This is a genomic window from Pseudomonas sp. TH32, assembly GCF_016650855.1.
Taxonomy (GTDB): Bacteria; Pseudomonadota; Gammaproteobacteria; order Pseudomonadales; family Pseudomonadaceae; genus Aquipseudomonas.
The window spans coordinates 3,798,244-3,817,920 of record NZ_JAEKFA010000002.1; the positions used below are offsets into that span (position 1 = coordinate 3,798,244).

At 61.3% G+C, this 19,677-nt stretch carries 18 protein-coding genes; 8 read left to right on the plus strand and 10 right to left on the minus strand.

Translation table 11 applies throughout. From position 1 onward, the window contains the following. Positions 1-27 precede the first annotated feature (27 nt). Genes arsC through JFV30_RS20975 form a run of 3 tightly spaced genes read left to right on the plus strand, consistent with a single transcriptional unit; the run spans position 28 to position 1,395 of the window. Positions 28-381: an arsenate reductase (glutaredoxin) gene (arsC, locus tag JFV30_RS20965; protein WP_201125086.1), complete on the plus strand. Its 354-nt coding sequence runs from the start codon at positions 28-30 to the stop codon at positions 379-381. Further along, complete coding sequence (gene wrbA, locus JFV30_RS20970; RefSeq protein ID WP_201125087.1) at positions 378-992, plus strand: NAD(P)H:quinone oxidoreductase; 615 nt, start codon at positions 378-380, stop codon at positions 990-992. Before arsC ends, wrbA begins: the two co-directional genes overlap by 4 nt. Further along, on the plus strand, positions 976-1,395 hold the full coding sequence (locus tag JFV30_RS20975) for a DUF2069 domain-containing protein (RefSeq protein WP_004371393.1): 420 nt from the start codon (positions 976-978) through the stop codon (positions 1,393-1,395). The genes wrbA and JFV30_RS20975 overlap by 17 nt, the downstream gene beginning before the upstream one ends. 102 nt (positions 1,396-1,497) lie before the next feature. Here JFV30_RS20975 and JFV30_RS20980 read toward each other — a convergent pair whose 3' ends face one another. Next, positions 1,498-2,169, minus strand: coding sequence for a DNA-3-methyladenine glycosylase I (locus JFV30_RS20980; protein ID WP_010165806.1), 672 nt, complete (start codon positions 2,167-2,169; stop codon positions 1,498-1,500). 67 nt (positions 2,170-2,236) lie between these two features. After that, entirely contained in the window at positions 2,237-3,061 is an 825-nt protein-coding gene (gene ttcA / locus JFV30_RS20985) for a tRNA 2-thiocytidine(32) synthetase TtcA (protein ID WP_010165804.1), read from the minus strand. Positions 3,062-3,317: 256 nt separating this feature from the next. On the opposite strand from ttcA, the gene JFV30_RS20990 reads away from it, so the two are divergent. Together JFV30_RS20990 and JFV30_RS20995 are read left to right on the plus strand one after the other, a co-directional pair. Continuing rightward, positions 3,318-3,920 (plus strand): Yip1 family protein, encoded by a 603-nt coding sequence (locus JFV30_RS20990; protein ID WP_004371402.1) that lies wholly within the window; start codon positions 3,318-3,320, stop codon positions 3,918-3,920. Between the two features lie 129 nt (positions 3,921-4,049). Beyond that, on the plus strand, positions 4,050-4,544 hold the full coding sequence (locus JFV30_RS20995; protein ID WP_010165798.1) for a SprT family zinc-dependent metalloprotease: 495 nt from the start codon (positions 4,050-4,052) through the stop codon (positions 4,542-4,544). 88 nt (positions 4,545-4,632) lie between these two features. Here JFV30_RS20995 and JFV30_RS21000 read toward each other — a convergent pair whose 3' ends face one another. Further along, complete coding sequence (locus JFV30_RS21000) at positions 4,633-5,814, minus strand: CaiB/BaiF CoA transferase family protein (protein WP_201125088.1); 1,182 nt, start codon at positions 5,812-5,814, stop codon at positions 4,633-4,635. A 150-nt stretch (positions 5,815-5,964) separates the two neighbouring features. Then, on the minus strand, positions 5,965-7,299 hold the full coding sequence (locus tag JFV30_RS21005) for a dicarboxylate/amino acid:cation symporter (RefSeq protein ID WP_010165794.1): 1,335 nt from the start codon (positions 7,297-7,299) through the stop codon (positions 5,965-5,967). Positions 7,300-7,637: 338 nt separating this feature from the next. Here JFV30_RS21005 and JFV30_RS21010 point away from each other — a divergent pair, with 338 nt between their 5' ends. Further along, positions 7,638-8,636 (plus strand): AraC family transcriptional regulator, encoded by a 999-nt coding sequence (locus JFV30_RS21010; RefSeq protein WP_201125089.1) that lies wholly within the window; start codon positions 7,638-7,640, stop codon positions 8,634-8,636. 129 nt (positions 8,637-8,765) lie between these two features. Here JFV30_RS21010 and JFV30_RS21015 read toward each other — a convergent pair whose 3' ends face one another. Genes JFV30_RS21015 through JFV30_RS21025 form a run of 3 tightly spaced genes read right to left on the minus strand, consistent with a single transcriptional unit; the run spans position 8,766 to position 11,113 of the window. Continuing rightward, on the minus strand, positions 8,766-10,112 hold the full coding sequence (locus JFV30_RS21015; protein ID WP_010165788.1) for an ATP-binding protein: 1,347 nt from the start codon (positions 10,110-10,112) through the stop codon (positions 8,766-8,768). Continuing rightward, positions 10,109-10,786 carry a response regulator transcription factor gene (locus JFV30_RS21020; protein ID WP_003214228.1) on the minus strand — a complete coding sequence of 226 codons (678 nt, stop codon included), beginning with the start codon at positions 10,784-10,786 and terminating at the stop codon, positions 10,109-10,111. The genes JFV30_RS21015 and JFV30_RS21020 overlap by 4 nt, the downstream gene beginning before the upstream one ends. A gap of 18 nt (positions 10,787-10,804) precedes the next feature. Next, positions 10,805-11,113, minus strand: a complete 309-nt coding sequence (locus tag JFV30_RS21025) for a hypothetical protein (protein ID WP_010165784.1) — start codon at positions 11,111-11,113, stop codon at positions 10,805-10,807. A 180-nt stretch (positions 11,114-11,293) separates the two neighbouring features. Here JFV30_RS21025 and JFV30_RS21030 point away from each other — a divergent pair, with 180 nt between their 5' ends. Next, positions 11,294-12,010: a 4'-phosphopantetheinyl transferase family protein gene (locus JFV30_RS21030; RefSeq protein WP_201125090.1), complete on the plus strand. Its 717-nt coding sequence runs from the start codon at positions 11,294-11,296 to the stop codon at positions 12,008-12,010. An 88-nt stretch (positions 12,011-12,098) separates the two neighbouring features. On the opposite strand, the gene JFV30_RS21035 is transcribed toward JFV30_RS21030, so the two are convergent. Both JFV30_RS21035 and JFV30_RS21040 read right to left on the minus strand, forming a co-directional pair. Then, the gene (locus JFV30_RS21035) at positions 12,099-13,709 is read right to left on the minus strand and encodes an ATP-binding protein (protein WP_169386029.1); all 1,611 of its coding nucleotides are present in this window, start codon (positions 13,707-13,709) and stop codon (positions 12,099-12,101) included. Next, positions 13,706-14,431 carry a response regulator gene (locus tag JFV30_RS21040; RefSeq protein ID WP_201125091.1) on the minus strand — a complete coding sequence of 242 codons (726 nt, stop codon included), beginning with the start codon at positions 14,429-14,431 and terminating at the stop codon, positions 13,706-13,708. The genes JFV30_RS21035 and JFV30_RS21040 overlap by 4 nt, the downstream gene beginning before the upstream one ends. A gap of 818 nt (positions 14,432-15,249) precedes the next feature. On the opposite strand from JFV30_RS21040, the gene JFV30_RS21045 reads away from it, so the two are divergent. Next, positions 15,250-18,147 (plus strand): ribonucleoside-diphosphate reductase subunit alpha, encoded by a 2,898-nt coding sequence (locus JFV30_RS21045; protein ID WP_010165776.1) that lies wholly within the window; start codon positions 15,250-15,252, stop codon positions 18,145-18,147. Positions 18,148-18,354: 207 nt separating this feature from the next. Here JFV30_RS21045 and flgE read toward each other — a convergent pair whose 3' ends face one another. Continuing rightward, positions 18,355-19,665, minus strand: coding sequence for a flagellar hook protein FlgE (flgE, locus tag JFV30_RS21050; RefSeq protein ID WP_201125092.1), 1,311 nt, complete (start codon positions 19,663-19,665; stop codon positions 18,355-18,357). Positions 19,666-19,677: the final 12 nt, after the last annotated feature.

Sequence of the window (19,677 nt, forward strand, 5' to 3'; positions counted from 1 at the left end):
CCACCTTACGCAAGATGCGACCCGCACATGACCGATCTGACGCTTTATCACAACCCGCGCTGCTCGAAATCCCGCGGTGCGCTCGAATTGCTGGAGGCCCGTGGCCTCACACCCAACGTGGTGCGCTACCTGGAAACCCCGCTCGACGCCGCGCAATTGCAGGCCTTGCTCGGCAAATTGAAGATCAGCGCGCGACAGCTGCTGCGTACTGGCGAAGACGACTACAAAACCCTCAACCTGGCCGACGCCAGCCTCAGCGAGGCGCAGTTGATTGCCGCCATCGCCGCTCATCCGAAACTGATGGAGCGCCCGATCCTCGAAACCGCCGACAAGGCCGTGATCGGCCGCCCGCCGGAGAATGTCCTGGAGCTGGTTTCGTGAGTGCGCCATATGTGCTGGTGTTGTATTACAGCCGCAACGGCTCGGTCAGCGAAATGGCCCGGCAGATTGCCCGGGGCATCGAGCAAGCCGGGCTTGAGGCGCGGCTGCGTACCGTGCCGGCCATCTCCAGCGAGTGCGAAGCCGTGGCGCCGAGCATTCCGGTCGACGGTCCGCTGTACTGCAGCCTCGACGACCTGCAGAACTGTTCCGGCCTGGCCCTGGGCAGCCCGACCCGTTTCGGCAACATGGCCGCGCCGCTCAAGTACTTTCTCGACGGCACCAGCAACCTGTGGCTGACCGGCGCCCTGGTCGGCAAGCCGGCGGGTGTCTTCACCTCTACCGCCAGCCTGCACGGCGGCCAGGAAACCACGCTGATGTCGATGCTGCTGCCGCTGCTGCACCACGGCATGCTGATCACCGGCCTGCCCTACAGCGAACAGGCGTTGCTGGACACCAAAGGCGGCGGTACGCCCTACGGCGCCAGCCACCACTCCGGCGCCGACGGCAAGCGTGCGCTGGATCAGCACGAGATCACCCTGTGCCGCGCCCTCGGCCTGCGCCTGGCGAAGACCGCCGCGCTACTGGAGAACGGCCGTGGCCAGGAAGCCTAAGGTACTCCCGCCCCAGGCCTGGCTGGAGCCACGGGTCAAGGCGATGCGGGCGCTGAGCCTGCTGGCGTTTCTGGGTCTGGTGGGGTTGCTGTGCGCCTACTACCTGGTGTTCGCCGACCTGCATGGCGCGCGGCCGTGGGTAATTCTGCTGATCGAACTGGTGCCGCTGCTGTTACTGGCACCGGGGATGATTCTGGGCAGCGCGCGCGGGCATTCGTGGATGTGCTTTGTGGTGAACTTGTACTTCATCAAGGGCGCGCTGGCAGCGTATGACCCGAACCGGCAATGGTTTGGCGTGCTGGAAATGCTGGCGAGCCTGGCGGTGTTCTGCACGGCGTTGATGTATGTGCGGTACCGGCATCAGTTGAATCGGCGGTTGGCGGGGGAAGGTTTGCCTGCCTGAATGCATTTCTTCAGGCAAAGCCGCATTCAATGTGGCTGGGGAGCTTGTTGTGGCGAGCCCCCTCACCACAAAAGCCCCTCACCACAGGGCTATTTGTCGGGCTCAGTGGTTAACGGTGTAGGCCAACATCATCGACAACTGGCACATCGGCCGCCCGCTTTCGGCATGCCACTGGTTGAACGCGCCCTGTACCGTGGCCAGGTCCCGCAGGCTGGTCGGTACCTTGTCGACAATCTTCTGCGCGTTCAGCGCCGCCACCACGTCATAGCTCGGCACGAACGTGTCCTTGCCCACCATCCGCAAAAAGCGCGGCGCCGACAGCCCGCCCAACTGGTGGCCGTGCTTGCTCAGGTACTTCCACAGGCCGACGATATCGGTCACCGGCCAGTCAGCGATCAACGCGCCGAAACTGCCTTTTTCCTTCTCGACATCCAGAATCATCTGCGCATTGCGCGGCACGCTCTTGAGCTTGCCCAGGTGGCGGATGATGCGCGTGTCCTGCATCAGCCGCTCCAGGTGTTCGGCACCCATCAGCACGACTTTTTCCGGGTCGAACCCAAAGAACACCTGCTCGAATGCCGGCCACTTGGCGTCCACCACGCTGTGCTTCAAGCCGGCGCGAAACACCCGCAGCGACAGGGTCGACAGGTAGCGGTCATCGCTGATCTTGCGCAGTTTCGCCGGGGTCAGGGGCACGGGCAGATGGGCTTCCAGCTCGGCCGCCGAACCGAAACGGTTCAGACAATATTCGTGCAGCCACTTGTAATCGCGCATGCCCTCTCCTAAGGATTGAAATGAAAACGGCGCCCAGGAGCGCCGTCTGTCAGAGCGGTGAAATGGCTCAGAGGTTCACTACGTTGACGAAGCGCGAAGCCGCACTTTCGTCGATACGCAGGCTGGTGAAGTCAAACAGGTTACGGTCGGCCAACTGCGAGGGCTGCACGTTCTGCAAGCTGCGGAAGATGCTGTCGACGCGGCCGGGAGTCTTGCGGTCCCAGTCCTGGAGCATGTCCTTGACCACCTGGCGTTGCAGGTTTTCCTGGGAGCCACAGAGGTTGCACGGGATGATCGGGAATTGCTTGAGGTCGGAGTACGCCTGGATGTCTTTCTCATGGCAGTACGCCAGCGGGCGAATCACCACGTTGCGCCCATCGTCGGCCCGCAGCTTGGGCGGCATGGCCTTGAGGCTGCCGTTGAAGAACATGTTCAGGAAGAACGTTTCGACGATGTCATCGCGGTGATGACCCAGGGCCATCTTGGTCGCGCCGATCTCGTCGGCAAAGGTGTAGAGCGTGCCCCGGCGCAGGCGCGAGCACAGCGAGCAGGTGGTCTTGCCTTCCGGGACCAGTTCCTTGACCACCGAGTAGGTGTCTTTCTCGACGATGTGGTACTCGATCCCCAATTCCTTGAGGTAGGCCGGCAGCACATGCTCGGGAAAACCCGGCTGCTTCTGGTCCATGTTCACCGCGACGATCTCGAACTTGATCGGCGCAACCTTTTGCAGGTGCATCAGCACGTCGAGCATGGTGTAGCTGTCCTTGCCGCCGGACAGGCAGACCATGACCTTGTCGCCCTCTTCGATCATGTTGAAATCGGCGACTGCCTCACCGGCCTGGCGACGCAGGCGTTTTTGCAGTTTGTTCTGGTTGACCGTAAGAGTGCCCATGGCGCTTGGATCCGCGAAAGGTGTGTGACGAAAAGCCGGGTATTTTACCGGGATGGGCGAGCGAGTTCCAATTAACAGACCCCGCCGCGATTAAGCCCAATGTTTACAGCGCAATTTGCTCTAAAGCCCTACAGTTTTTCAGGTCATCACTTCCTATACTGCGACATAAGGTCGCACATATATCCAGACCTTTCAGGCCAATTGGCCCGTGGGCGCTCCACTGGGGGCGATGGTAATAACGACAGGAGTGACTGGCATGATCCATCACGTCGTGGGACTTTTCACCCACCCCGATCAGGAATGGCGGGAAATTCGTGGCGATAAAGAAGAAAGCATCGGCCACATGTACCTCACCCACACGCTGATCCTCGCGGCGATCCCCGCTGTATCAGCCTTTATCGGTACCACTCAGGTAGGTTGGGTCATCGGCAGCCGCGCCCCGGTGATGCTGACAGTGGAAAGCGCGCTGTGGATGACCCTCATGTCTTACGCCGCGATGCTCGGTGGCGTGGCGGTGATGGGCGCGTTCATTCACTGGATGGCCCGCACCTATGACGCCAACCCCAGCATGGCGCGCTGCGTGGCGTTTGCCACCTACACCGCGACACCGCTGTTTATCGGCGGGCTGGCCGCGTTGTACCCGCATATGTGGCTGGGGATGGTCGTCGGCACGGCCGCCATTTGCTACACGGTGTACCTGCTGTACGTAGGGCTGCCGACCTTCATGAATATCCATCCGGACGAGGGATTTCTGTTTTCCAGCTCGGTGCTGGCAGTAGGCCTGGTGGTGCTGGTGGCGATCATGGCCTTTACCGTGATCGTCTGGGGGCTGGGCGTAGGCCCGATCTACACCAACTGACGCGGTTCAACCCGCAGGAAAAGCCACCGCAAGGTGGCTTTGTGCGTTATGCATGACCATTCGGCGCCTGACAGATTCGGATACACCCTGGTTTGCGGCATACTGGACGTCTCTGGAGATATGTACAGCATGCCCGAGCAACTCAATACCCGCGTCGAAGATTGTTTCCTGCAAGCCGAATCCTTTTTCAAACGAAGCTTCAAACGCCCCCAGGTCAGCCTCAAGCTGCGGGGCCAGAAGGCCGGTGTCGCGCATTTGCACGAGAACCTGCTGCGCTTCAACCCGCAGTTGTACCGTGAAAACAGCCAACACTTCCTTAAACAGACGGTCGCCCATGAAGTGGCACACCTGATTGCCCACCAATTGTTCGGCGAGCACATCCAGCCCCATGGCGAGGAATGGCAGTTGATCATGCGTGGGGTTTACGAACTGCCGCCGGATCGCTGCCACACCTATGAAATCCAGCGGCGGCGGGTGACGCGGTATATCTACCGCTGCCCGTGTGCCGACAGCGACTTCCCGTTTTCGCCCCAGCGTCATGGGCTGGTAAGCCAGGGGCGGCGGTATTTGTGCCGCAGGTGCCGGCAGACTTTGGTGTTTACCGGGGAAACCAGGGTGGAATAAGGGCCTCATCGCAGGCAAGCCAGCTCCCACATTGGAATGCATTTCAACTGTGGGAGCTGGCTTGCCTGCGATAGCGTCAGCCCAGGCGCTACTGAATCACCTTGGCACGCCGCAGATCGTCTATCTGCCGAGCACTGAAGCCCAACTCTGCCAACACCTCATCGCTGTGAGCGCCCAATGCCGCTCCGATGTGCCTGGCCGCCGGCAAGCCTTCGGAAAACTTCAGCGGACAGGCTATCTGCGCCTGTGCGGAACCATCGCCCCGCGGCACCTGGCTGATCAGCTCCCGGGCTTTCAACTGTGGGTGCTCGACGGCCTCGCTCAGGCTCAATACCGGTTCGACACACGCATCAATTCCGGCAAACAACGCACACAGCTCATCAAAGCTGCGTTTCTCGAACTCGACCTGCAACGCCAGCTTGAGGGCTTTCTGCTGCTCGAGTTTGGGCGACAAGCCCTGCGCGGCCAACTCCGGCCGCCCGAGCGCCGTACACAACTGCTGCATAAAGGCCGGCTCCAGGCTGCCCACCGACAACCAGCGCCCTTCCCGCGAACGGTAATAGTCATAGAAGCTACCGCCATTGAGCACCTGGTTCTCCCACGCCGGCTCCACGCCACACGCCAGGTAACCCGCACCGGCCATGGCATTCAGGCTGAACGCGCAGTCGGTCATGCTTACATCCAGGTATTGCCCCACCCCGCTCTGCTGCCGGGCGATCACCGCCGCCAGCAAGCCGACCACCGCGTGCAACGAGCCGCCGCCCACATCTGCCAACTGCACGCCCATGGGCAACGGGCCGCTGTTCTGACGCCCGGTGTAGCTGGCGATACCGGCCAGCGCCAGGTAGTTGATGTCATGGCCGGCGCGATCCTTGTAGGGGCCGGTCTGGCCGTAGCCGGTGATGGAGACGTAGATCAGCTTCGGGTTGATCGCCTTCAAGGCCTCGTAGCCCAGGCCCAGGCGCTCCATCACCCCGGGACGAAATTGCTCCAGCACGATGTCGTAGTCCGCCACCAACTGCCGCACGATCGCCACGGCCTCGGCCTGCTTGAGGTCCAGGGCCAGGCTGCGTTTGTTGCGATTGAGGTAGGCATGGCTGGCCGATACACCCTGGTCATGGGGCGGCAACACCCGCAGCAGGTCCATGCGCGTGGGCGACTCGATGCGCAGCACCTCGGCGCCCATGTCGGCCAGCAGCAACGAGGCAAACGGCCCCGGCAGCAAGGTGGAGAAATCCAGTACTTTGAGGGACGCCAAGGGGCCTGACATGAACACTCCGATTCCGGTTCGATGAGTCACAGAGTAGGCAATCCCGGCAGAAAGCGGCAATCACCTTAACCAACACCAACAGTGACCGTTGTGCTCGAACAGGCATAAAAAAACCCATCCGAAGATGGGTTTTTTACACGCGGTGCAGCCTTACTTGACGGCGGTTGGGGTCGGGCCTTCGGCCACGCCCAGGTCGTCTTCTTCACGGGTCTCGGAGATACCGCGACCACCGGAAGCCAGTTCGACTTGCAGCTTGTCTTCGTCCAGTTCCTTGACCCACTTGGCCACAACCAGGGTCGCAACGGCGTTGCCTACCAGGTTGGTCAGTGCGCGGGCTTCGGACATGAAGCGGTCGATACCCAGGATCAGCGCCAGGCCGGCAACCGGCAGGTGGCCAACAGCCGACAGGGTAGCGGCCAGTACGATGAAGCCCGAACCGGTTACGCCAGCCGCGCCTTTGGAGGACAGCAGCAGTACCAGCAACAGGGTGATCTGGTGGGTGATGTCCATGTGGGTGTCAGTCGCCTGGGCGATGAACACGGCGGCCATGGTCAGGTAGATCGAAGTACCGTCCAGGTTGAAGGAGTAGCCAGTCGGGATAACCAGACCCACCACCGACTTCTTGGCGCCCAGGCGTTCCATTTTGATCAGCATGCGTGGCAGTGCGGACTCGGACGAGGAAGTACCCAGTACGATCAGCAGTTCTTCACGGATGTAGCGGATCAGTTTCAGGACGCTGAAGCCGTGAGCGCGGCAGATGCCACCCAGCACGATCAACACGAACAGGATGCAGGTGATGTAGAAGCAGATCATCAACTGGCCCAACTGCACCAGCGAACCTACACCGTAGGCACCGATGGTGAACGCCATGGCGCCCAGGGCACCGAGTGGCGCGAGCTTCATGATCATGTTGATGATGTTGAACATCACGTGGGCGAAACGATCGATGAAGTCCAGCACCGGCTTGCCGTAGGCACCCAGGCGATGCAGGGCGAAACCGAAGATCACCGAGAACATCAGCACTTGCAGGATGTCACCGGTCGCGAACGCGCCAACGATGGTGTTCGGGATCACGTTAAGCAGGAAGCCAACGATGCTCTGGTCTGCACCGGCAGTCACGTAGGCCGCGACTTTCGAAGCGTCCAGGGTAGCCACGTCGATGTGCATGCCGGCGCCCGGTTGCACAACGTTGACCACGACCAGGCCGATCAGCAGGGCGATGGTGGAAACGATTTCGAAGTACAGCAGCGCGTAGCCGCCGGTTTTGCCGACCGATTTCATGCTTTGCATGCCAGCGATGCCGCTGACAACGGTGCAGAAGATGATCGGGGCGATGACCATTTTGATCAGCTTGATAAAGCCGTCACCCAGTGGCTTGAGGGCCACGCCGGTCTGCGGGTAGAAGTGACCGAGCAAAATACCGATAACGATTGCAACGATCACCTGGAAATACAGGGATTTGTACAGTGGCTGACGAGTCGTCATTGCAAAGTTCCTCAATCGTCTCGTGTGGCAAATATCCGCCATTGCCCACGACACTTGAATTGCGAACCCTCCTGCACTGGAGGGATTTGTTGTTTGAGAGCCCGCTCAAGGCCGGTCTCCCTGCGCTCTGTATCGCAAGCGTCGTGCCACATTGGCTGAAAGCCGCTGAAGGCCTTTAGACATCAGCGCTCGGGGGATTTTCAGCTTCAGACAGCGCCTGTAGACAGTGGCGGGTTTCCGCCTACACGCCCGATCTCGTCCTACAATTTGGCGGATATCCGCCTTGTTGCCCCCGCACAGGATGGCTAACATCCGCCACTCAATGGACGAGGCCCCTCATGCGTGAACGTACCATCGCCAGTCACTACGCCCGGGCCGCCCTCGGCGGTGCGCGCCGGGCCGGTTTCGATTACTCGGGCCTGCTGCAGCAAGTGGGCATTACCCCGGAATTGCTGAGCGAGCCCCGCGCCCGCATCGCCCCGGAACAATTCACCCGGCTGCTGCAGATGCTGTGGTTGGCGCTGGATGACGAATACCTGGGTTTCGCCGAAGGCCCGAGCAAGCGCGGCACTTTCGCCATGATGTGCCACGCGCTGATTCATTGCCGCACCCTGGAGAAGGCTCTGGAGCGCGGTCTATTATTTTATAGCCTATTCCCGCAGGGTCCGCGCTGGCGCCTGACGCGCGAGGGGGAAATGGCCCGCTTGAGCCTGGATGATTCGCAACTCTGGGACCCGGATCACTTCCTCAGCGAATGCCTGCTGGTGATCTGGCATCGCCTCGGCAGTTGGCTGATCGGCCAGCGTATCCGCCTGGACCAGGCCACGTTCAGCTACCCGATGCCGCCCCACGCCACTGAGTACGACTTGCTGTTCCCCTGCCCGCAGGTGTTTTCGGCGCCCGCCAGCAGCCTGGTGTTTCCCAGCCGCTACCTGAGCCTGCCGCTGTTGCAGGACGAGCGCACCCTCAAGCATTTCCTCGAACGTTCACCGGCCGACCTGTTGTCACGCCCGGATGAAGGCGACAGTTTGAGCAGCCAGTTGCGGCGCTTGTTAAGCCGCGACCGTACGCCCTGGCCCGACCTGGAAGCCGTCGCCCAGCACCTGCATATCAGCCCGCAGACCCTGCGTCGGCATTTACGGGAAGAAGGCACCAGCTTTCAGGCGCTCAAGGATGAATTGCGCCGGGACATTGCGATTTATCATTTGGGACGGGCGGATTTGTCGCTGCAGGAAATCGCCGAGCAGTTGGGGTTTTCCGAACCGTCGGCGTTTCATCGGGCGTTCAAGAAGTGGACCGGGCTGACGCCGGGGGCCTATAGAGCACAGGAAAGTTAGGTGTGTATTGATGCGACTGGCCTCTTCGCGAGCAAGCCCGCTCCCACACTTGACCGAGTTCCACCTTGGGAATGCCATCGAATGTGGGAGCGGGCTTGCTCGCGAAGAGGCCGGCATAGCCAATAAAGATCAAACAGCCGGAAAGTGAATCTTGAACGCGGCCCCCCCAAGCGGTGAATCCCCCAGGGTCAACCGTGCGCTGTAGCTTTCAATGATGTCCTTGACCACCGCCAGGCCAATGCCCTGCCCCGGATGCTGGCGGTCGAGCCGCTCGCCCCGTTGCAGGATGCGCGCACGCTGGTCCGGTGGCACGCCGGGGCCGTCGTCTTCGATACACAGCTCGGTGCCTTCCAGGCTTTCCTGCAAGCTGATGCGCACTTCGCTCAGGCACAGGCGGTAGGCGTTTTCCAGCAGGTTGCCGAGCAGCTCCAGCAAGGCGCCCTTCTCGATCGGCACATCGCAGTCGTCCGGCAAATCGAAAGCCACCTTCACACCCTTGTCGCGATAGACCTTGTCGAGGGTGTCGCACAGGCTTTGCAGCACCGGCTCCAGCCGCACCTGGTGACGCACCAGGCCGCTTTTACGCAGGCTGGCGCGCTGCAACTGGTAGCTGATCTGCTGGCTCATGCGCTCGATCTGCGATTGCAGCACCCAGGCCTGGTCCCGGTCTTCGGGGCGCTGGGCCATGTCTTCGCTCACGCCCTGCAACACCGCCAACGGGGTTTTCAGGCTGTGGGCCAGGTCGTCCAGAGAATCGCGGTAACGGGTGCGTTGCTCACGCTCGCTGTGGAGCAAGCGGTTGAGGGAGCCGGTCAGGCGCAGCAGTTCGCGGGGGTGTTGCTCGCTGAGGCTTTCCCGGGTGCCGCCCTCGATCTCATCCAGCTCCTGGCTCAGCCGGCGCAGCGCTTGCAGGCCCCAGGTCAGGCCAAGCCACAACAGGGTGAGCAGTACCAGCAAGGCGGCGCCGAAACCCAGGTAGAGGTTTTCCCGCAGGCCTTCGAGGGTCAGTTGGTATTCGCGCACCGGTTGCAGGGCGACAATACTGAACGCCGCGCTCTTGCCGCCCAGCAGCTTGACCTCGACGTCATAGACAAAAAATTCCTGGCCGTTGGCCTCGCGAATCCGCGCGAACTCGTTGCCGCGCCCGTCATAGCGCGGCTTGTAGTTGATGTTCTCTTCCTGGGTGGCACGCGAACGCCAGACCAGGTGGCCTTCGCGGTCATAGATGTAGCCCAGCAGGCGGCTGTCGGTGAGGTTGAAGCGCTCATCCGGCAACTGCGCGGGCATCAGCAGGCGATTGTTTTCAACCCGGGCAGCCGAAATCAGCGTCGTGACATCGGACGCCAGGCGCTGCTCGATGGAGTCCTGCAGGGCCAGGCTGAAGGCGCCCTGCATGGCCGGCAACAAGGCCAGCATAAACAGCACGGCCAGGGTGGTGGCCGCGAGCATCAACCGCACACGTAACGAGCGAATCAACGGCAGCGCTCATTAAACAGGTAGCCCAGGCCGCGCACGGTGTCGATCGGCTTGAACCCTGCCGGGCCTTCCAGCTTGCGACGCAGGCGGCCCACCAGCACTTCGATGACGTTCGGATCACGCTCGTCGTCATCGGGGTAGAGCTGTTCCATCAAGCGGTCCTTGGCGACCACCTGCTGATGGTGACGCATCAGGTATTCGAGGATGCGGTATTCGTAGGCGGTCAGCGCCAGTGGCTGTTCGTCGAGGGACGCCTGCTTGCGATTGAGGTCCAGCAGCAACGGCCCGGCGACGATGGTCGATTGGGTAAACCCGCTGGAGCGGCGCAGCAGTGCGTTCATCCGTGCTTCCAGCTCTTCGAACTGGAACGGCTTGACCACGTAGTCGTCGGCACCGGCGGCCAGGCCTTCGACCTTGTCCTGCCAGTTGCCGCGGGCGGTCAGGATCAGGATCGGAAACGTTTTGGCCTGGGCGCGCAGTTGGCGGATCAGGTCCAGGCCGCCCATGCCAGGCAGGCCCAGGTCGATGATCGCCAGGTCGTGGTTGAATTGCCCGGTCTGGTACAGCGCCTCCTCGGCGTTGGCGACGGCCTCGACCACGTGACCGCTGTCGGTAAGGCGGGTCAACAGGTGATGACGCAGCAACGCCTCATCTTCGACAACCAGCAATTTCATAAAGCTCTCCAAGGCAAATCAACTTTCCAACTGGGGTATATCATAGCGGCCCTGCAGGTCTTGCTGGCGCAGTTTACTGCCGTTGAAGTGACCTGACAGGTTTTCATTGCCTACGCGATAGTCCGACTGCGCAGGGTGCTGGCCCAGGGACTGGCCCCAGGGGGCGGCGTGTTCGCCGGCATCTTCGAAGCTCACCCGCTGAAGCAGGCTGTAGGGCTTTTTGCTCTTCTCTTTGGAGAAACCCGCGAAACTCGCGTCAGAGGCCTGCACGCCAGCAGTGGCACTGAGCATGGTTAACGCCAACATCAGCTTCTTGATCGCAGTCATGGTGCTACCTCATACGCTTTGGCTTTGGGTACGGGGCCAGACTACGCAGACGCCCCTGAACTCCCCCTGAACACTCTCTGAACCTGGGCTGAACCGAGGCCGGCTACTGTGTAAAGAGTTATTTACGTATCCCCGGCCGCAGGCTATCCAGCGGCCCTCCAACTCGGCAAAATACCCGGCATGAATTCCCTACCCGCTTGCTGCACCCCACTTGATGCCCATTGGCCGTTGCCCATCGCCTTGCCCGGCACGGTCTTTCTGAGCACCCGTTTTGACCCGGCCCTGCTGGCCATCGGCGACTTCCAGCGCAGCGCCGTGCCGCCGCCCGCGAGCATCCAGCGTTCGGTGGCCAAGCGGCAGGCGGAGTTTCTTGCCGGTCGGCTATGTGCCCGCGCCGCGCTGCAACAACTGGATGGGCTCGATTGCGTGCCGGCGATTGGCGAGGACCGCGCGCCGGTCTGGCCCGCCCACATCAGTGGGTCGATCACCCACAGCACCGGCCATGCGGCGGCCATCGTCGCCCACAAGGCCCTATGGCGCGGGCTGGGGATGGACCTGGAAAACCTGCTGACCCTGGAGCGGGCGGAACGCCTGGCCGGGGAAATCCTGACGCTGGATGAACTGCAGCGTATGTCTGCCGGGCCGCGGGAGCAGATTGCGCAGGTGGTGACGTTGACGTTTTCGGCCAAGGAGAGCCTGTTCAAGGCGCTCTACCCGATCGTGCAAAAGCGCTTCTATTTTGAGCATGCCGAGTTGCTGGAATGGTCGGATACCGGCCATGCGCGACTGCGGTTGCTGACGGACTTGTCCGCCGAGTGGTGCCATGGCAAGGAGCTGGAGGCGCAGTTTGCGGTGGATGGCGGGCAGTTGTTGAGCCTGGTGGCCGTCAGCGCCTGAAGCACCGTCATCGCAGGCAAGCCAGCTCCCACCCTTGATCGGGTTCACACTGCAAAATGTGGGAGCTGGCTTGCCTGCGATGGCCGTTTCAGGTTTTCTCTTGGTCTCTTGGCCAACTCAGGCTGAAACACGCGCCACCCAGGTTGTTGCTCTTGCTGATCAATGCCCGGCCGCCGTGCCAATAGATGATCCGCCGCACAATCGACAATCCCAACCCGTGCCCGCCCGACGCACGGGTGCGGCTGTCGTCCAGCCGCAGGAACGGTGTGAAGATCCGCTCCCAGGCACTTTCCGGCACGCCCGGCCCGTCATCTTCCACGTCGATGCGGCAGCGCACCTGGCCCACCTGGTAACTGATCAGCACTTGCCCCTGGGCATGGCGCATGGCGTTGCTCACCAGGTTTTGCAGGGCACGGTGCAGGTAGCGCGGCTCGGCTTCCACCCACGCATCGTCCCAGTGGGCCGATGACAGGCAGATGCCCCGTGCCACATTGATTTCCGGGCGCAGCGGCGACAGCTCCTCAATCACCTGATCAAGCAACGCACTGAGGTCGACCCGCTGGAAGTCCAGCGCCGGCGAACCCTGCTCCAGCCGCGCGTAGGTGAGCATTTCGTCCACCAGGCCATCGAGGTCCTGGATATCGCTGTCCATGCCTTCCATGTACTTGCGCCGCGCTTCAGGCGTGGCCGCGTCACCGATCATCTCCAGGCCGAATCGCAGGCGCGCCACCGGGGTGCGCAGTTCATGGGACACCGCTCGCACCAGTTCGCGCTGGATCGCCAGCAGGCGTTGCAGGTGTTCGGCCATGCCATTAAATGCCGCTGCCAGGCGGCCGACCGAATCGGCACCCCGGGCCGGCACCCGCACTTCCAGGCTGCCTTTGGCGATACGCGTGGCGGCGGCCTCCAGGCCACTGAGGCGCCGCTCCAGTTGGCGCACCAATAAATAGACGATCAAGCCGATCAGGGTCAGGCTGATCAGCGCGATCAGGATCAGCCATTGCGCCGGGTAAGGGTTCATCTGGTACAGCGGCCCGATTTCCAGGACCCACGGCGTGCCGACCATGCCGGCAAACACCCGGATCGAGTCGCCGCCCTTGCCCAGGGCCATCACGGTATCGCCTTCGGACACCCGGCGGCGCTGGTCATCATCCATATCCGCCTGATCGAGCATCACCAGGTGCATCTCGAAACCAAAGCCTTTGGCCTCTTTCAGGTCGGCGAGTTTCTGCGGCTGCTCGGCCACCGGGAAACGCACCAGCTCATCGGCCAGCAGGTAAATAGTCGCGCGGGCCAGCTGTTCGCTGATTTGCTGCACTTCACCGGTGAGCAACAGTTGTTCCTGGTCGCTGACCAACCGCAGCACCCTCGCTGCGTGAGGCCCGGTTTGCTCCACCAGCACCTGGCCGCGTTGCAGGCGGGTGCGCTGGCTCAGGTCCAGGTGCGCTTCGGCCACGGTCTGCAACTCGAGCGGGATGCCCAGCAAGCGCTCCCACACCGCCAGCGCGCGGCGGCGCTCGATGGCGCTCATGGGTTGCAGGTTGTCGCCCATCAGCGCGAAGGTGCCGTGGGCCAGGCGCTCGCGGTACTGGCCGCTGCGCACTTCATTGAGCAGGTGCAAGGCCAGTACGCCGAGCAACGCCACCAGAATCAGGGCCGCGCACATGCCGCCGTAGATGCGCAGGAAGATCGAGTTCACGGCGCAAGGTCAGCAGCAGCTTCGGGGACGAACAGGTAGCCCTTGCTGCGAATGGTCTTGATCAGCCGCGGATGGATGGGGTCGTCGCCGATTTTCGGGCGGATCCGCGAGATGCGCACGTCGATGGAGCGGTCCTGGCCGTCATAACCAATGCCGCGCAAGGCGGTGAAGATTTCTTCCCGGGACAGGATCCGCCCGGCATTCGCCACCAGCAGCCACAGCAGGTCGAATTCGGCACTGGTCAGCTCGATGCCCCCTTCGTGCAGCCAGGCTTCACGCAGGGCGTTGTCCACCACCAGCGGGCCGAACTGCAGGCGCCGCTGTTTTTCGGGCGTGGCCGGCTCGACGCTTTCGCTGCGCCGCAGCAGGGCCTGGATCCGCGCCAGCAACAGGCGTGGGCGCACGGGTTTGCACACGTAGTCGTCGGCGCCCATGTCCAGGCCCAGCACCTGGTCCATGTCGTCGGTACGCGCAGTCAACATCAGGATGACCCCGTCATAGTGCTCGCGCACCTTGCGGCAGATGCTCAGGCCGTCTTCGCCGGGCAACATCAGGTCGAGGATCACCAGGTCCGGCTGTTCGGCGATGATCCGTGCCGCCGCCAGGGCGCCATTACCCTCCACCGACACCCGCAGGCCGTTGCTCTCCAGGTAGTCACGGGTCAACTCGGCCAGTCGTTCGTCGTCCTCGACAATCAATACCTGCCAGGCTTCTTGCTCCATGCGTTACCTCGGTTCTCATTATTGTAGGAGCGGGCTTGCTCCGGGCGGCGTTCCGACGAAAGCCTATGGGCGCCGCGTTCATCCTGGCTGCCAGCGTTATCGCCAGCATCCTTCGCGAGCAAGCTCGCTCCTACAGTTGTCATGTGGAGTGAACAAGATATCGCGTGAATGAAGGACGATTGTAGCCATGAGCCAGCCCTCCAGCACAAGCGCGCAAATGCGTTCGGACATCGTGTTTTTTTGTGATAGGGTTCGCGCCCGCAAAAATTCAACCGGGTGTTTTCACCTCGGAATATCCGGTGACAAACGGCGCAATCCAGCAGTACTGCGGCCTACACGGCTGTTCCACGTTTCATACACATTTTACCCACAGCGTTATCCACAGGTAGTCCGTTGCTAAGCCCCCCAAAACGCATTATCTTGTAGGTCGTCGCAAAAAAAACCCTACATGTAGGGTTTTCAGCGAAAAGACCAAACACAAATCAGACAAGAAACTCAAGTCCTTTCTTGCTCCTGTTTGGTTGAACTTAAGCCTTTTTCAGAAGACCAAACCGCGCACGCGGATGGCAGCCGTTTTCTGCCCCGATCAGGCGAAAACGGTACGGGTGTTGCAGTACGAAACTGTCACCCACCAGGAATACGGTAAAGAGCCCCAAGGCTTGTAACCGAAGACTTCGGCATGGAAGCGGCGCGAACAGCTCCCTTCCTCCTGTCCCGAAGTTGTTATGCCAGGCCCTGGCCTGTTGTAAGTGCTTCAGGACGGAACGGTGGGCACCGTGATGGTGCCCAAATAAATATAGAATGTGGAGACAACCCCCATGCAAACCGACACAACTCGCGAGAACCCGCAAGGCTCCGTGCCGCAGGCCGCTGATTCGAACCTGGATCTGTCCGCCACCGCGCCCGGCCAATTGCGTGTGATCAAGCGTAACGGCACTGTCGTTCCTTACACCGATGACAAAATCACCGTCGCCATCACCAAAGCGTTTCTTGCAGTTGAAGGCGGCACCGCTGCTGCCTCGTCGCGCATCCACGACACCGTTGCCCGCCTGACCGAACAGGTCACCGCAACGTTCAAGCGTCGCATGCCATCGGGCGGCACCATCCACATCGAAGAAATCCAGGACCAGGTCGAACTGGCCCTGATGCGTGCCGGCGAGCAGAAAGTTGCCCGCGACTACGTGATCTACCGTGACTCCCGCGCCAAGGAACGTGCCGTACGCTCCCCGGCCGAAGAAGCTGCCGTACAAGCTCACCCGTCGATCCGCATCACCCTGGCCGACGGTACGTTTGCACCGCTGGACCTGGGCCGCCTGAACACCATCATCACCGAGGCCTGCGAAGGCCTGGAAGAAGTCGATGGTGATCTGATCCAGCGTGAAACCCTGAAGAACCTGTACGACGGCGTGGCCCTGACCGACGTCAACACCGCCCTGGTGATGACCGCCCGTACCCTGGTTGAACGCGAGCCGAACTACTCGTTCGTGACCGCGCGCCTGCTGATGGACACCCTGCGTGCCGAAGGCTTGGGCTTCCTGAAAGTCGCCGACAGCGCCACCCACCACGAAATGGCCGACCTTTACGCCAAGGCCCTGCCTGCGTACATCGCCAAGGGTATCGAATTCGAACTGCTGAACCCGGTCCTGGCCACCTTCGACCTGGAAAAACTCGGCAAGGCGATCAACCACGAGCGCGACCAGCAGTTCACCTACCTGGGCCTGCAAACCCTGTACGACCGTTACTTCATCCATAAGGACGGTATCCGCTTCGAACTGCCGCAAGTGTTCTTCATGCGCGTGGCCATGGGCCTGGCGATTGAAGAGAAGCAGAAAGAAGACCGTGCCATCGAGTTCTACAACCTGTTGTCGTCCTTCGACTACATGTCGTCGACCCCGACCCTGTTCAACGCCGGTACCCTGCGTCCACAGCTGTCCAGCTGCTACCTGACCACCGTGCCGGATGACCTGTCGGGCATCTACCACGCGATCCACGACAACGCCATGCTGTCCAAATTCGCCGGCGGCCTGGGTAACGACTGGACGCCGGTGCGTGCACTGGGTTCGTACATCAAGGGCACCAACGGCAAGTCCCAGGGCGTTGTACCGTTCCTGAAAGTGGTGAACGACACCGCCGTCGCCGTGAACCAGGGTGGCAAGCGCAAAGGCGCTGTGTGTGCCTACCTGGAAACCTGGCACATGGACATTGAAGAGTTCATCGAGCTGCGCAAGAACACCGGTGATGACCGTCGTCGTACCCACGACATGAACACCGCCAACTGGATCCCTGACCTGTTCATGAAGCGTGTCTTCGATGACGGCAAGTGGACCCTGTTCTCGCCATCCGAAGTACCGGACCTGCACGACTTGACCGGCAAGGCCTTCGAAGAGCGCTACGAGTACTACGAAGCCCTCACCGAATACCCAGGCAAGGTCAAGCTGTTCAAGACCATCCAGGCCAAAGACCTGTGGCGTAAAATGCTCTCCATGCTGTTTGAAACCGGCCACCCATGGCTGACCTTCAAAGACCCGTGCAACCTGCGCAGCCCGCAGCAGCACGTGGGCGTGGTCCACAGCTCGAACCTGTGCACCGAGATCACCTTGAACACCAACAAGGACGAAATCGCCGTTTGCAACCTGGGTTCGATCAACCTGCCGAACCACATCGTCAACGGCAAGCTGGACACCGCCAAGCTGGAACGCACAGTGAACACCGCCGTTCGCATGCTCGATAACGTTATCGACATCAACTATTACTCGGTACCACAGGCGCAGAACTCCAACTTCAAGCACCGTCCGGTTGGTCTCGGCATCATGGGCTTCCAGGACGCGCTGTACCTGCAGCACATTCCTTATGGTTCGGACGCTGCCGTCGAGTTCGCCGACAAGTCCATGGAAGCGGTCAGCTACTACGCGATCCAGGCTTCCTGCGACCTGGCCGACGAGCGCGGTGCCTACGAGACGTTCCAGGGTTCGCTGTGGTCCAAAGGCATCCTGCCGCTGGATTCGCAACAGATCCTGATCGAGCAACGTGGCCAGAAGTACATCGACGTTGACCTGAACGAATCCCTGGACTGGGCGCCGGTACGTGCCCGCGTGCAGAAAGGTATTCGTAACTCCAACATCATGGCCATCGCACCGACCGCCACCATCGCCAACATCACTGGCGTGTCGCAGTCGATCGAACCGACCTACCAGAACCTGTATGTGAAATCGAACCTGTCGGGCGAGTTCACCGTGATCAACCCGTACCTGGTTCGCGACCTGAAAGCCCGCGGCCTGTGGGACTCGGTCATGATCAACGACCTGAAGTACTACGACGGTTCGGTGCAACAGATCGAGCGCATCCCGCAAGAACTCAAAGAGCTCTACGCGACCGCTTTCGAAGTGGACACCAAGTGGATCGTCGACGCGGCCAGCCGTCGCCAGAAGTGGATCGACCAGGCTCAGTCGCTGAACCTGTACATCGCCGGCGCATCGGGCAAGAAGCTGGACGTGACCTACCGCATGGCGTGGTACCGTGGCCTGAAAACCACTTACTACCTCCGTGCCCTGGCCGCTACCAGCACCGAGAAGTCGACCATCAACACCGGCAAGCTGAACGCTGTTTCCAGCGGCGGCAACCACGGTGATGATTCGGTACTCGCCGCACCTGCCGGCCCGGCGCCAGTGCCTAAAGCCTGCGCGATCGACGAGCCGGATTGCGAAGCTTGCCAATAAGCTGAGCCCACCCTGGGTCTAACCACCCAAGGTTGAAAAACCCCCGATAGGCCTACGGCGTATCGGGGGTTTTCTTTTGCCCGCAAAAACGTGGGCAGAGACCTGGAACAATACCGACGAACCCCACATACCGCACGTTCCGGCAGACGACCAAAAAAAGCCCCTCGATCGAGGGGCTTTCCGGTGAAGCGGGTTAAAGCGACAGCATCAGGTCATCTGAATGATGGTCTGCATGATGGTGCTTTGGGTGGAGATGGTCTTGGCGTTCGCCTGATAGTTGCTCTGGGCCTTGATCAGGTCCACCAGCTCGTTGGTCAGGTTGACGTTGGAGTTCTCCAGGGAGTTGGCCACGATCGAACCCAGGGTACCGACTTGCGGGGTATCAAAACCCGGCTGGCCCGACGCGAAGGTTTCTTTCCAGGTGGTGCCGCCGGCAGGTTGCAGGCCCTGTTCGTTGTTGAAGCTGGCCAGGGAGATCTGGCCGATGGCCTTGCTTTGCTGGTTGCTGAACGTGGCGAACAGTACGCCGCTGCCGTCGATTTTCAGCCCGGTGATTTGACCGGTGGCGTAGCCATCGGTGGTCGGCGGGTTACGGTAGGTGGCGGAGTTGTACTGGGTAATGTTCGCCATGTTGACAGCAATCCCCGTAGGGTTGGCGCTCGCACCGTTGGCCTTCCACACGCCATCGGTCACGGTGCCGGGTACCCAGCCGGTGATGGTCAGCGTGGTGCCTGCCGTGCCGGCGGTATCAATCCCGGTGAGCTTGCCGGAGCCATCAAACGTCAATGTCGATGGTACCGGTGGCGTGGACGGTGTACCCGTAGGCGACGAACCATCCGGATTGCGGCCATCGATCAGCGTATAGGCGCTCCACTTGTTGCCGTCTGTTTTAACCAGGTACTGCACCATCGGGTGCGCGTTGCCCTGCGAATCGTAGAGCGTGGTGGAGTACTGGGTGGTGAAGCTGTCGGTCTTGGTCGGATCAAACGGGTGCAGGGTTTGATCGATCGGCGTCTCGGAGGAGTTCAGGTTACTGGTGGAGTCCACCTTGGTGGACGCCTTCGGCGGCAGGTACGACAGGTTGAGTTGCAGGTCGGTCAAGCCACCCTTCTGGATGTTGCCGTCTGCATCCGCCGCGTAGCCTTGCAGGCGCGAGGTACCGGTGTTGTTGGTGATGTAGCCGTCCTTGTCTGCACGGAAGGCACCGTTACGGGTGTACTCCAGCGAGCCGTCGCTGCCCTTCTGCACGAAGAAGCCGCCGCCCTGGATCGCCATGTCCAGCGTACCGCCGCTGTTGTTGACGTCACCCTGGGTGAACTGCTGGGACACTGCCGCCAGGTTCACGCCGTTGCCGATGCTGTTCTGGCCGGTGCCCAACTTGGACGCCGCGTAGATATCCGCGAACTCCGCACGGGACGACTTGAAGCCGGTGGTCGCGACGTTGGCGATGTTGTTGCCGGTCACGTCCAGTTGTTTGTTGGCCGCATAGAGGCCGCTAAGGCCGATGTTAAAAGACATTGTTCTCTCCTT

Excerpts from the sequence above, each read along its gene's own strand:
- JFV30_RS21005 (WP_010165794.1), bottom strand. The coding sequence starts at position 7,299 with ATGACGACTCGTCAGCCACTGTACAAATCCCTGTATTTCCAGGTGATC.
- JFV30_RS21020 (WP_003214228.1), bottom strand. The coding sequence starts at position 10,786 with ATGAAATTGCTGGTTGTCGAAGATGAGGCGTTGCTGCGTCATCACCTG.
- arsC (WP_201125086.1), top strand. The coding sequence starts at position 28 with ATGACCGATCTGACGCTTTATCACAACCCGCGCTGCTCGAAATCCCGC.
- JFV30_RS21025 (WP_010165784.1), bottom strand. The coding sequence starts at position 11,113 with ATGACTGCGATCAAGAAGCTGATGTTGGCGTTAACCATGCTCAGTGCC.
- JFV30_RS20980 (WP_010165806.1), bottom strand. The coding sequence starts at position 2,169 with ATGCGCGATTACAAGTGGCTGCACGAATATTGTCTGAACCGTTTCGGT.
- JFV30_RS20990 (WP_004371402.1), top strand. The coding sequence starts at position 3,318 with ATGATCCATCACGTCGTGGGACTTTTCACCCACCCCGATCAGGAATGG.
- JFV30_RS20995 (WP_010165798.1), top strand. The coding sequence starts at position 4,050 with ATGCCCGAGCAACTCAATACCCGCGTCGAAGATTGTTTCCTGCAAGCC.
- JFV30_RS21010 (WP_201125089.1), top strand. The coding sequence starts at position 7,638 with ATGCGTGAACGTACCATCGCCAGTCACTACGCCCGGGCCGCCCTCGGC.
- ttcA (WP_010165804.1), bottom strand. The coding sequence starts at position 3,061 with ATGGGCACTCTTACGGTCAACCAGAACAAACTGCAAAAACGCCTGCGT.
- JFV30_RS21030 (WP_201125090.1), top strand. The coding sequence starts at position 11,294 with ATGAATTCCCTACCCGCTTGCTGCACCCCACTTGATGCCCATTGGCCG.
- JFV30_RS21000 (WP_201125088.1), bottom strand. The coding sequence starts at position 5,814 with ATGTCAGGCCCCTTGGCGTCCCTCAAAGTACTGGATTTCTCCACCTTG.
- JFV30_RS21045 (WP_010165776.1), top strand. The coding sequence starts at position 15,250 with ATGCAAACCGACACAACTCGCGAGAACCCGCAAGGCTCCGTGCCGCAG.
- JFV30_RS21040 (WP_201125091.1), bottom strand. The coding sequence starts at position 14,431 with ATGGAGCAAGAAGCCTGGCAGGTATTGATTGTCGAGGACGACGAACGA.
- flgE (WP_201125092.1), bottom strand. The coding sequence starts at position 19,665 with ATGTCTTTTAACATCGGCCTTAGCGGCCTCTATGCGGCCAACAAACAA.